Source organism: Paraburkholderia sp. FW306-2-2C-D06C, from assembly GCF_058781505.1.
This window is the reverse complement of record NZ_JBYSWU010000062.1, coordinates 18,891-31,346: the sequence shown is the minus strand read 5'-3', so window position 1 is coordinate 31,346 and position 12,456 is coordinate 18,891. Positions and strand designations below refer to the sequence as shown.

Here is a 12,456-nt window from a genome sequence, read left to right as displayed (position 1 = left end):
ACGTCGAGGCCGCGCTCGTTGCCCGGCGTCGCCGTCCACCTTGCCGTTAGCAGGAACCGCCGCGGGGCCGCCGTGCGAAAGGTGAGGAAATACGGGAGCGGTCGACGTGAAACCAGCACGCGACTGCACCCCGGCACAGCGCAACGCGGCACCAATGGCGCGCCACGCCCCAAGCGATGCTACGCTAAGCGAACTGCGCCTGCGCCTGCGCCTGCGCCTGCGCCTGAGTTCACCTCGCCTCGCGCAAGCAACACGATCCACCATCACCGGAGACTGACGTGACCGCTTCCGACGCGCCGCACATCAATCCGCTCTCTTCGCACTACACCGCCATGGCGCGCAACAACGCGTGGTCGAATCTGCGCCTGTACCGCGTCTGCCTCACCTTGACCGACGAGGCCTTCGCCGAGCGAAGGGTGAGTTTCTTTCCGTCGTTGCAGCTCACGTTGAATCACATTCTTCTGGTCGACCGATATTACTTCGACGCACTGGTCGACGGCGGCAAAGGGCTCACCATTTTCGACAACGAATTGCCCTATCCGCGCGCAGCAGACCTGTGGGATGCACAAGCAGAGAGCGACCGGCAACTGCTGGCCTTCTGCGAATCGCTGACCGACGATGCTTTGCAACGCGACGTACGGATCGACCGCGGCCCGGCTGTCGGCGTGCAGCATGAAAACATCGGCAGCGTATTGCCGCATGTTTTCGTGCATCAGATCCATCATCGCGGCCAGGCGCACGCGATGATGAGCGGCACTACCGCCGCCCCGCCTCAGCTCGACGAGTTCTTCCTCGCCGCCGACGCGCCGCTGCGCGAACTCGACCTGCATGAGCTGGCTAACCTTCAGCGGCCGCCCGGATTGACGCGATAAGCCCAAACGGGGACGCAAGGTTCTTAACCGAAGCACGCGTCAACAACATGACAGCCGGGAGGAAGGATTGCACCGCCGCGGGGCACGAAAAATGCGTCCGTCGCCGCGGAGAGTCGCGTTAAACTGGCTGTCATCGTCGTGCGGCGCAGCACGCACACGGCGACGCGGCGAGACGGAATGCAGCAGGCATATGAATGAACGGGCGGATACCCAGATGTGAGCGCGGCGCGACAGACGGCGGCTCCATCCTGCCCGTACAATCGTTTGATCAACAACGGAACAAGGACAACTTCGATGCGCACTACCGGGTCTTCCGGGTCAATGGCCCTGCTCACCGAATACGACGACGCAACGGCGCGCGAACTTCGCTCGCTGCGCCTCGAATCGACAGAAGACGGCAAAGGCATTCTTCTGATCGAGGTCGATGAGCGCAAGCCGGGCATTCACCGCGAAGTGCGCTACGAAATCACGCCTGCGGAACTGATCGCGGCGATTCGCGCGCACGGGGCGGAATTGCCTGGCGAACAGCACAATCATCGTCAATAAAGCGCGAGCGCCCGGCATTGCGTTCTCTCGCGGATGCCGGGTGAAGCGTGTCGTGTTTGCACTGTCACCGTCCGGCGGCCCTGTGCCGCTGTACATTTCAATTCTATCGATCCATTCCGGGCGCGCTTTCAATTCGCTTTTGTCTTTAGTTTTAGCGGCCGGCTTTCGGTACCGTCGTGCACGCGTTCTGTGTAAGCCGTGACTCAAATTATTCGCCTTTTGAATACCTTCTAATTGACGGCGTCCGGCCGAACGGACGGTTAATCCGCGAGCCGTGGCGGCGCTTCATAGAGCCGAATAGCGGGCATCCTGGCTGGGCGTTTGCACGTATTGAAAATGCGTCCATAATCCTTGCATTCTCTTCCGACTTCCCCATCTACTCCGTTCCTGAAAAGGCTGCGGATGTAAGCCAATGCTACATGACCTCGTCGAGCAATACGGGCCGGCGCTCATTTTCGCCAATGTGCTGGCCGCCTCCCTTGGGCTGCCGGTACCGGCCATGCCGTCGCTCGTTCTGTTCGGCGCAATGGCCGCCATGCACCCTGGCTCGGTGGGCACGCAATTGGTGCCAGTGCTGGTGCTGTCGATATTCGCCACGCTGATCGGCGACAGCGCGTGGTATCTCGCCGGGCGTCTGTACGGCGGCAACACGCTGAAGACGATCTGCCGCCTTTCGTTGTCGCGCGACACTTGCGTGAAGAAGACCGAACGCTTTTTCGGACGTTGGGGCGTGCGCGTGCTGGCGGTGGCAAAGTTTGTCCCGGGCCTGTCGATCGTGTCGATCCCGATGGCCGGCGCAATGGGTACGCGCTACCGCACGTTCCTCACGTACGACAGCGTCGGCGCCGCTTTGTGGTCCGGCACGGGCCTGATCCTCGGTGCGCTGTTCGCGCGGCAGATCGACATGGTGTTCGCCGCCGCCGGACGCCTCGGGCGCACGGCCGCGCTGGTAGCCGTCGGATTGCTGCTGCTGTACGCCGGTTATCGCTGGGTACGCCGCCGCCAGCTGATTTCGAAGCTCGCGTCCGCACGGATCGAGGTCGACGAGTTGGCAAAACTGGTCGCGGCCGGCGATACGCCGGTGCTGTTCGATATCCGTTCGCAGGAAAAGCGCAAGCTCGATCCGTTCGTGATTCCGGGCTCGCAATTCGCCGACGAGCGGCAACTCGACGAGATTGTCGCGAAGTATCCGCGCGATCAGAAGGTAGTGATTTACTGTTCGTGCCCGAATGAGATTTCCGCGGCATGGATGGCCAAGCAGTTGAACGAAGCCGGCTTTTCCGACGTGCTGCCGCTGCGTGGCGGCATGGAAGCCTGGCGCGACTCGGGCAAAACGGTGGAAGCGTTGCCCGACATGTTGCCGCCGGAAGTGGCGGTCGACGATATCGCGCCGAAGGCCGTGTAGCGCAGCGCGCCCCAGCATCAGCGCCATCGCGCGCCCGCGCCCACGCCCGCTTCGCCGTCGAACAATCAGGATGAAGACAGAAGGAGCGGTTCAATGCTTTCGACTCAAGAAGCTGAAGGGCAACAAGCAGTAGTCGCCGATGCGCCGTTTTCGTCGCTCTCGACGCGTCGTCATCAGATGTTCCCCGAACTCACGTGTGAGGAGATCAAGCGTCTGCGGCGGTTCGGCGAGGAGCACCATTGGGAAGCCGGCGATCTGCTGTTCGAGACCGGCCACACCGGCCCCGGCATGTTCGTATTGCTGGACGGGCGCGTGAAGGTATATCAGCGCGACGGCATCGGACGCGAAGTCTTGATCGCCGAACATGGCGCGGGGCAATTTCTCGCCGAAGTCGGTCAACTGTCGGGACGGCCCGCGCTGGTCAACGGCTTGGCGCTCAGTCCGGTCGACGCGCTGCTGATCCCGCCGGTCAAGCTGCGCGCACTGATCGTCGCCGAAGCCGAACTCGGCGAGCGCATCATGCGAGCGCTGATCCTGCGGCGCGTGGCGCTGATCGAAAAGGGCGCGGGCGGCCCGATTCTGATCGGCAACAGCAGCGACGCGCGGCTCGTTACGTTGCAAGGCTTCCTGTCGCGCAACGGCCATCCTCATTCGGTGATCGACGAGCGCGACGAAGACGCGCTGCGTCTGATCGAACAATTCGCCGCGCAGAAAGAGGACCTGCCGCTGGTGATCTGCCCGGACGGCTCGGTGCTGCGTCACCCGAGCACGCCGGAACTCGCCACCTGTCTCGGCTTGCTGCCCGATCTCGACGATTCGGTTGTGTACGACGTGGCGATCGTCGGCGCCGGTCCGGCAGGCCTCGCCACCGCGGTGTATGCGGCGTCCGAAGGACTGTCGGTGATCGTGCTGGACAGCCGCGCGCCGGGTGGGCAGGCGGGCGCCAGTGCGCGGATCGAAAACTATCTCGGCTTTCCGACCGGTATCTCCGGGCAGGCGCTGGCAGGCCGCGCGTTCGTGCAGGCGCAGAAATTCGGCGCCCACGTCGCGATTCCGGTCCACGTGAAGGCGCTGCATTGCGCGGAATCGCCGTATCGGCTGGAACTCAAGTGCAGCGGTCATATCAGCGCCCGCACGATCGTGATCGCCAGCGGCGCGGTGTACCGGCGCCCCGCGCTCGAAGGCCTCGAGCGCCTCGACGGACGCGGCGTCTATTACTGGGCGTCGCCGGTCGAAGCCAAGCTGTGCAAGCGCGCGGAGATCGTGCTGGTGGGCGGCGGCAACTCGGCCGGCCAGGCCATCGTCTATCTGGCGACGCATGCGGCCAAAGTCCATGTACTGATCCGCCGGAGCGGCTTTGAAGCCACAATGTCGCGCTACCTGATCGACCGCATCCGTTCGCTGCCGAATGTGTTCGTGCATCCGAACTCGGAGATAGGCCGGCTCGACGCGGACGAAAGCGGCCTCGCGTCGGTCGCGTTGAAAAACCCGCTGCCGGACGGCACCGATCATTTCGACACGCGGCACCTGTTCCTCTTCACCGGTGCGGACCCGAATACCGACTGGCTGCGCACCTGCGGTGTGGAACTGGACGCCAAGGGCTTCGTGCTGACCGGCACCAGTGCCGACGGCACGTCGACCTGCGATCTCGGCACGACCGTCGAAGGCGTGTACGCGATCGGCGACGCGCGCGCCGGGTCGACCAAACGGGTCGCGGCAGCGGTCGGGGAAGGCGCGGCGGTGGTCTCGCAGATTCATCAGCTTCTGGCGGCATCGGCGGGCGAAGCGGTCGCTTTGGGCGCCTGAACCGTCTTGCGGGCTTCGGCTCGGTTTTTTGCCGCTTTTTCGGCTCACTTCCCCGCTTGCACTCCTAATCCGCCGTCCGGCTCACCACCGGCCGGCGGGTAATCTTTCACGCTAAAGTAGCGACTGCCGATCCCGACGCCGGACCTCGCGTCCGCTCCCCAACGCAGTCACTCACTGAACGACGCTCGCGTGAAGACTCTTCCGCTATCCGCAGCCCGCACCTTGCATCTGGCCGCGCAAGGTTTGCTGACGCCGCCGCGCCGCAAGGCCGTCAAGTCCGACGTGGTCGACGCGATTCGCCGGATGGCGCAATTGCAGATCGACACGATCCACGTCGTCGCCCGCAGCCCGTACCTCGTACTGTTCAGCCGGCTCGGCGCGTATCCGCAGCAATGGCTCGACGAGCATCTCGCCGAAGGCAAGCTGTTCGAGTACTGGTCGCACGAGGCCTGTTTCGTGCCGACCGAAGATTACGGTCTGCTGCGTCACCGCATGCTCGATCCGAGCGGCATGGGCTGGAAATACGCAGCCGAGTGGCACAAGAAGCATCGTAAGGACATCGAGCGCCTGCTCGCGCATATTCGCGAGACTGGCCCGGTGCGTTCAGCCGATTTCGCTCGCGAGGCCGGTAAGGGCAACGGCTGGTGGGACTGGAAGCCAGAGAAGCGCCACCTGGAAGTGCTGTTCGCCATTGGGCAATTGATGGTGGCGGAGCGGCGCAATTTTCATCGCGTCTACGATCTGACCGAGCGTGTGCTGCCGGACTGGGACGACGCGCGCGATCTGCCGCCGCCGGAAACCGTCACCCAGGAAGTGTTGCGCCGCAGCTGCCGTGCGCTCGGCGTCGCGCGCGCCGATTGGGTCGCCGATTACTACCGGCTGCCGCGCCGTCCCTACCGCGACGAACTGCATGCGCTCGCCGATCAGGGCGAGCTGATTCCGGTGCAAGTGGAAGGCTGGAAGCAGGACAGCTACGTCCACCGCGAATTCGCGTCGATGATCGACGACGCGGCCAACGGCAAACTCGCTTCGAGCGTCACCACGGTGCTGTCGCCGTTCGATCCTGTGGTGTGGGACCGCAAGCGCGCCGCCGCGCTATTCGACTTCGACTACGCGATCGAATGCTATACGCCGGCGGCGAAACGCAAATACGGTTACTTCGTTCTGCCGCTGTTGAGCCGCGGCCGTCTGGTCGGCCGCGTGGATGCCAAGGCGCATCGGACCAGCGGCGTGTTCGAACTGAAGTCGCTGCACATCGAACCCGGCGTGCGCCTGAGTGTGCGTCTTGCGGGCGATCTGCGCCGCGCGTTGCAGCGTTGCGCGGATTGGCACGGCACGCCGCAACTGGAAATCACCTCCGCGCCGCCGGAGTGGCTCGAAGCGTTGAGCGTCGACAGCAGCGTGGCAGCGTGAACGCGCTGCACGAAACGCGCGCTCAATGAAACGCCGCCCACGCGAGCGACAAGGAAAACACGCCCAGCACGATCGATGCGCCGCGCTGTAGCTTCACCGGGTTCAGCCTCGCGAGTTTGCCGCTGCCGAGCGCGGCGCCGAACGCGATCCACGCGAGCGCAATCGGCGCCAGCAGGCATGCGAACATCAGCATCGCCAAGGCGTATGCCGAAGCCTGGGTAAACGCGATCGCGGGAAAGATCGTGCCAGCGAATAGCAAGCCCTTCGGATTGAGCAGCGTCGCGACGAATAGCGTGCGCATGCCGCTCGCGCGCTGCGCCGATACAGGCAACGCCACGGCAGCGCGCCACATATCGACAGCGAGATACGCGATGTACATGCCGCTCGCCACGCGCAGCAGCGACGGCAACCACGGCAGCGCATGCGCCGCTTGCGCGAGAAAACGTCCCCACACGGAAATCGACACGAGATAGCCCGCCAGTTCGGCGGCGATCAACGGCAACGAGCGTCGCACGCCCTGACGCAAACCCGCCGCGGCAAGCAGCGTGTTGGTGGGACCCGGCGTAATCAGCACGACGACAATGCCGACGGCCAGCAACGCGATAACGGACGTGGAGAGCATAAAAAGGTGCACTGTTGGGAACAGTGCACCTTTTTATCATAGAGAACCGAGCCGCCGAAATACGACGGCCAATGCAGAGTCCGCACCGATGCTCGAGCCGATGCAAACCACGCCGCCCGCAGGCGGCGAACCGCTACTTTCAGTGATCGAGCCTCGCTCGCAATTCGCGAGCGGTTTCCAGCAGCCCTTCGTAACCCGAACGCGCATGCGCCGGCAGATCGGGATCGCCGACTAACGCGCCGAGCGTTTCGATCAGGCTGTACAGAATGCCCTTTGCAGCACCCGAAGCAATGCTGCCCGACGATACTTGCTGATCGACATGCGTGAGCGCTGCATCGAGGTGTTCCAGATCCGGCTTATCGTCTGTGGGCGGCTTAGGCGTTGCGTCTTGCGTCATGATGAAACATCTCTCCTGTTGAAGCACCGGTGAACAAGCCATCCTTTCACGTTGTTATATACCGATCGTGTGCCGCCGTCCATTCGTGAAGGGACCCAGCACGATCCACGTTAAGGCGTCCACCGATACATCAGGATTTTCGCGCGCGCGTCGTCTTCCAGCAGCACGACGTATTCGCCATTGGCGCGCTGCACCGCGCTGATGCCGAGGTACACATCGACCCAGCCGGTGGTGTTGCCGACACTCGCGCCCGGCATCATATAGCCGACCGCCTGGCCGGTACGCGCGTCGTACACGTCCACCTTCGCGGTGTACAACTCCGCAACGAAGACGTAATTGCCCGCCACCGCGACGCCGACCGTTGTTGTCTGCGGATTGCTCTGCGTATTCCACGGCAGCGAGATCGCGTACTGCTGCGTCGGCGTACCGGAGCTCCAGTTGTCGTAGCGCGCGAGCACCGGGCCGGCTTCTTTCCAGTGCGTGGAATCCCATGGAATTGCGCTCGTGAATCCGGATATATACATCGTGTCGGTCGCCGCAATGTAGACGATCCGCGCGATCCGCGTGAACGGTTGCGGCATCGCGAACATCTTCGAACTCGCGTAGGTGTAGATCGGATTGCCGACGGAATCGAGGCCTTGCAACGGCATCTCGCGGATGCCGCTCGTCGGCGTGGCGAGCCATACGTTGCCTGGCGTATCGACCCACCAGAAGCCGTCGCCGACCGTGCTGCCGGTAGACGGATTGCCGGTGATCTCGCTGGCGTCGACGGTGCCGTTGCCATTGCTGTCGCGCCACAGCCATTCGCCATACGTGGGTTGCCCGCTCGGCCACGTGCCGGGAAGCGGATTCTGCGCCAGCAAGCCGGACGGAATCGCCATTTCGCCATGCGCCGCGTCGAAGCGATACACGTTCAGGTAATGCGCGCCCGGATCGAGCGTGTAGAGAAACGGCTGACCGTTGATTCGCCGCACCATCGGCTCGCCGCGCACGCCGCGCGGCTGGTGAAAGGCCGGGTCGTCGGGATAATCGAAACGGTCGAGCGTGAAGGCCGCGTACGACCATTCGTGGCCGACCGGCTGGCTGTAATCGAGCGTGAAGCGCTTCGAGCCGGTGTAGACCGAATTCGGCGTCGCGGGATCGAACGCGGCGCTATCGACAAAGGTGAGCCCGTACAGACGCCAGTTGAAAGCATGCGTGCTGAAAACATAGCTCTCGAGCACCGCGCCTTGACCGACCGATGCCGAGCCGAGCGGCCGCGGACCTTCGCCGTTTTGCGCGACGTACAGATTGCCGGCCGGATCGACACCGATACCCGTGATGCCGTTGAAGCGCCAGTTGCCCGGCACGCCCTTGGTCACGTGGAAGATGCCATTGCGCGTGCCGATCGGCGCGGCGGCTTGCGGCTGACCGCTGGCGTCCTTGTTGAAGACGAGGATCTGCTGCGTCGGTCCATTGTCGGCGACAAGGATCTGCCCTGACGGCGTGACCGCGATGTCGGTCGGCACCGTACCGGCAGGCAAGGCCAATGTGCCGGAAAGGGCGGTGCCGTTGGCGGCGTAGTGCAGGATGCTCAGGCTGCCCGACGAGACGCCGCTCATCACCCATAGCGTTGAATCGGTATCCACCGCGATACGTCCCGGCGACGGCACGTTCCACGAGCGCAAGCGCTGCATCGAGGCTGCGTCGAGGACGAGGATCCGGCTGTTGTACGTATCCGCGACATACACTTCGCTATCGGTGGCGGCCATGCCGCGAACGCCCGCATCGTTGCCGGTCGCCACGGCGTTGAGCAGCAGAAAACTGTTCTTCGTCGCATTCGCGCTGTTGCCGATACCGCCGCTGAACGGCGCGCCGGTCGCGAGATTGGCGAGCGTGCGGCGCGTGATGCCGAACCACGTCTGATTGGCCGGCGGATAGTCCGCGCCGACCAGTCTGTTGCTCTCGTTGCCGATCGACATCGCCGCGTACAGGTAGGTATGGTTCGTCGCGACCGCATCGCCTCCGGTGTTGCCCCAGCCGTGCGTCGAGCCGGCCACGGCAAGCTTGTCGCCCGCGCGATACGCGGCGATCTCGCTACCGCTTTCGTCCCAGGGCGCATTGGTGTAGACGGTGCCGTCCGCACCCACACTGATCGCCTGGATGTCCTGCTGCATCCATTTGCCGTCGCCAAAGCCGAAACTGTTGCCGATCCAGGAGGTGGTGTAGTTCAGTTGAGCTTGGGCGAGTGCGCCGACCGGGACGAGGCTATGGAAGAGAAGAACAGCGGCGCCAAGGCGAGAAGAGAATTTCACGACTGTGTGTTTCCTTGCGAGGTGCGAAGCGCGCACAGCCGGCGTGTCCGGCGCGCTTCAGCGTGTATGCGGATCGATGGCTATCGCGCATACGTGAACGTTGGCGTTCGATCCTCGCATAGAAAAGGCGGAAATTTATTCGTAAAAAATTACCTGCGGGCTTGCGTGAACTTCAAATAATTCGATGTGCATGAGTTTGCGCGGCAACGCGCTGCTATTTGCTTTTCAGCTGCACGCGATACGCACAGCGCCGCCGCGGGTCAATCCGCCGACGTGGCCGATACTGGATTCGCAGCATGCGCACGGGTTCGACACGGCCTCGCATTGACCATTGACGATTAACGCGCGTCCGCGAATTCCTCCGCCACTGCCGCAATCAGCACCTGCATCCGCGCCGTCTTGTACAGATCCGCGTGCGCGACCAGCCACACGTTGAATGGCTCCGCTCGATGCGGCATGACACGCACCAGTTCCGGCTCGTAATCCGCCCGGAAGCACGGCAGCTCGGCGACACCGAAACCGGCGAGGGCCGCCTCGAACAGCATCGCGGTCGATTGCGTCTGGAACACGAGACGTCCGCGCGACGTCGGCTCGCCACACAACGGCGCCCATAGCGACGGCGAGACCTGCTGCTGATACATCACCAGGTCGTGACCGTCGAACGCCTCGCCGTCGCGCGGCTCGCCACGCGCCGCCACATACTCGCGCGACGCGTAAATGCCGACCTCCAGCTGCGCCAGCTTGCGCGCAATCAGATCGGGCGCATCGGGCCGCAGCGTGCGGATCGCCACGTCGGCTTCGCGCCGGGTCAGATTGGTGATCTGCGCGGACGTCACGCAGACAATCTCGATGCCCGGATGCGCGCGCCGCACCTTGGCGATGGCCGGCACCACAAAGCGTTTGCCGAGCGAATCGGTGGTAGCGACGCGGATCGTGCCGGCCAGCTGATCGTCGAGCCCGGCAATCCGCCGTTCGATCGACAACGCCGCTTGCTCCATCGTCTCGGCCGGCCCAAGCAGCGCTTCGCCTGCGGGCGTCAGTACATACATGGCCGGCGTACGCAGAAACAGCGTGGCCGAGAGCGTTTCTTCCAGCGCGGCGATCCGCCGGCCGACCGTCGCCTGATCGACGTCGAGTCGCATCGCCGCGCCGCGCAAGGTGCCGGCGCGCGCCACGGCGAGAAAAAATCGGGCGTTGTCCCAGTTCATCATCGGTCGATTCCTCCGTGATGCAATTTTGCATCAGACAGATGCGAAATCACTGCTTTATTGCAGCTGCTTGCGTGACTAGACTTCGCCGATCTACCGATTGCAGATTGAGCCAGAGGAACCTGATGACCGAATGCACCGTTGAACAGCCACCGGCGGCTCAGGCCGACGAGACGCGGTCCGCGAAGCGGCCGCGTCTGACGCTGGCGCTGGTGGCGAGCGGCATGTTCATGGCCGTGCTCGACACCACTATCGTCAACGTGGCCTTGCCGGCGATGCACGCTACCCTGGGCGCGTCCGTGGGCGGCCTTGCGTGGATCGTCGACGCGTACACGCTGAGCTTCGCCGCGCTGATCCTCGCGGGCGGCATCGCGTCCGACCGTTTCGGCGCGAAGGCGGTGTATTTGTGGGGGCTGGCGTTGTTCGTGGCAGCCTCGGCGGCTTGTGGGCTGGCGCCGAACGTCGGCGCACTGGTGGCCGCGCGCTTCGTGCAAGGCAGCGGCGCAGCGCTATTTCTGCCGGCGTCGCTGGCGATCGTGCGCAGCACCTTCGACGACCCCGTCGAACGTGGTCGCGCCATCGCGCTGTGGGCAGGGATTGCATCGGTGGCGGCGGCGGTCGGGCCGGTGCTCGGCGGCATGCTCGTGGAAGGGTTCGGCTGGCGCAGCGCGTTTCTGATCAACCTGCCGACCGGCTTGATTGCCTTCGCGGGTGCGGGAATCGTCGTGCGTCATTCGTTGCGCAGCGTCGGACGCCGCTTCGATTGGGGTGGGCAGTTGGCGAGTATCGTCGCGCTGGGTGCGCTCTGCTTCGCGGCGATCGAACTGCCGTCGCGCGGTATCGCGGCGCGAGAAGTGTGGGGCGCCGCGCTGCTCGCGGTATTGGCAACGTTCGCACTGGTCGCCGTCGAGCGCCGCGCACATGATCCTATGGTGCCGGTTGCATGGTTCAGCAACCGCCTGTTCGTCGCGATGAACGTGATGGGCACGCTTGTCTACGTCGGCTACTTCGGTTTGCTGTTCATGCTGAGCCTCTATCTGCACGGCGAGTTCGGCTTCAACGCGCGGCAGATCGGTCTCACGCTGTTACCGCTCGCCGGCAGCCTGTCGCTCGGCAACGTGCTAGTGGGCAAGTTGCATGGACGTTTCACTGCCACGCAGTTCATGACAACCGGACTCGCACTCGCTGCCCTTGCCGTGCCGGCGATGGCAATGAGTCTGGAATGGCGCGCGCCGTGGGTCGTCACGTATGCGGCCATGGTGGTGTTCGGCGGCGGCACGGCCTTGTCGGTTCCGCCGATGATCTCGACGGTGCTGGAACAGGTGCCCGGCGAGTTGGCCGGCGTGGCCTCGGGTGTGTTGAATGCGTTGCGGCAGGCGGGCGGCCTGCTCGGCGTTGCGATGGCGGGCGCGGCGACGATTCTGGCGCCGCATGTGTCGATTGCGTTGTGGGTTATCGCCGGATTGGGGTTGGCGACGTACGCGATCGCGGCGGCTTTGGCGACGTTCGCGGCCTTCGCTCCGCAATGGCGCGAAGGCCGGCGGGCGGTTTAACCAGCTTGTGGACCTCGAGCGTACGCAGCAGCTTGCGCGGCTGCCGCGGCACCGGCCGGCGACATGATGGCTGGCCGGACTGCTGACGCGAGCGGCCCGGGCTCAGATAGTCGGCGATCGAATCCTGCGTGACTTCGCCGACATAGCGTCTGTCGCCGTCCAGCACCGGCATCCACGACGAGTTGAACCGATACATCTTCGACAACACGATGCACAGATGGTCGTCGGCGTTCGCCGTTGCCTTGAACACGCTCAGATGCTCGCCGCACGCGCCCTGCCCCGCGCGCGCCGCACGGCGCGTTACGTAACCGAGCGCCTGCTGGTATCCAACGGGCAACGA

General features: G+C 64.2%; 10 protein-coding genes and 1 pseudogene. 6 read left to right on the top strand and 5 right to left on the bottom strand.

Annotation, left to right across the window (positions count from 1 at the left end):
- The first annotated feature begins 278 nt into the window (after nt 1–278).
- The 5 genes from AC3WLT_RS32080 to AC3WLT_RS32060 all read left to right on the top strand — a co-directional run bounded on the left by AC3WLT_RS32080 (nt 279) and on the right by AC3WLT_RS32060 (nt 6,042).
- Nucleotides 279–872 carry a DinB family protein gene (locus AC3WLT_RS32080; RefSeq protein ID WP_492595644.1) on the top strand — a complete coding sequence of 198 codons (594 nt, stop codon included), beginning with the start codon at nt 279–281 and terminating at the stop codon, nt 870–872.
- Between the two features lie 294 nt (nt 873–1,166).
- Complete coding sequence (locus AC3WLT_RS32075) at nt 1,167–1,418, top strand: hypothetical protein (protein ID WP_007178686.1); 252 nt, start codon at nt 1,167–1,169, stop codon at nt 1,416–1,418.
- A gap of 412 nt (nt 1,419–1,830) precedes the next feature.
- On the top strand, nt 1,831–2,823 hold the full coding sequence (locus AC3WLT_RS32070) for a DedA family protein/thiosulfate sulfurtransferase GlpE (RefSeq protein WP_492595643.1): 993 nt from the start codon (nt 1,831–1,833) through the stop codon (nt 2,821–2,823).
- Nucleotides 2,824–2,916: 93 nt separating this feature from the next.
- Nucleotides 2,917–4,629, top strand: coding sequence for an FAD-dependent oxidoreductase (locus tag AC3WLT_RS32065; RefSeq protein WP_492595642.1), 1,713 nt, complete (start codon nt 2,917–2,919; stop codon nt 4,627–4,629).
- Nucleotides 4,630–4,818: 189 nt separating this feature from the next.
- Nucleotides 4,819–6,042, top strand: a complete 1,224-nt coding sequence (locus tag AC3WLT_RS32060) for a winged helix-turn-helix domain-containing protein (protein WP_492595641.1) — start codon at nt 4,819–4,821, stop codon at nt 6,040–6,042.
- A 22-nt stretch (nt 6,043–6,064) separates the two neighbouring features.
- On the opposite strand, the gene AC3WLT_RS32055 is transcribed toward AC3WLT_RS32060, so the two are convergent.
- From AC3WLT_RS32055 to AC3WLT_RS32040, 4 genes are all read right to left on the bottom strand, one after another.
- A complete protein-coding gene (locus AC3WLT_RS32055) occupies nt 6,065–6,664 on the bottom strand; it encodes a LysE family translocator (RefSeq protein WP_492595640.1) in 600 nt (199 codons plus the stop codon).
- 139 nt (nt 6,665–6,803) lie between these two features.
- The gene (locus AC3WLT_RS32050; protein WP_492595639.1) at nt 6,804–7,061 is read right to left on the bottom strand and encodes a hypothetical protein; all 258 of its coding nucleotides are present in this window, start codon (nt 7,059–7,061) and stop codon (nt 6,804–6,806) included.
- A 110-nt stretch (nt 7,062–7,171) separates the two neighbouring features.
- On the bottom strand, nt 7,172–9,355 hold the full coding sequence (locus tag AC3WLT_RS32045; RefSeq protein WP_492595638.1) for an NHL repeat-containing protein: 2,184 nt from the start codon (nt 9,353–9,355) through the stop codon (nt 7,172–7,174).
- 338 nt (nt 9,356–9,693) lie between these two features.
- Entirely contained in the window at nt 9,694–10,563 is an 870-nt protein-coding gene (locus AC3WLT_RS32040; protein WP_492595652.1) for a LysR family transcriptional regulator, read from the bottom strand.
- Between the two features lie 125 nt (nt 10,564–10,688).
- Between AC3WLT_RS32040 and AC3WLT_RS32035 the strand changes: the two genes are divergently transcribed.
- Nucleotides 10,689–12,116: a DHA2 family efflux MFS transporter permease subunit gene (locus AC3WLT_RS32035; RefSeq protein WP_492595637.1), complete on the top strand. Its 1,428-nt coding sequence runs from the start codon at nt 10,689–10,691 to the stop codon at nt 12,114–12,116.
- Here the strand turns inward: AC3WLT_RS32035 and AC3WLT_RS32030 are convergent.
- A pseudogene (locus AC3WLT_RS32030) lies at nt 12,113–12,438 on the bottom strand (CBS domain-containing protein); the annotation flags it as partial. The gene AC3WLT_RS32035 and the pseudogene AC3WLT_RS32030 overlap by 4 nt on opposite strands.
- Nucleotides 12,439–12,456 lie beyond the last annotated feature (18 nt).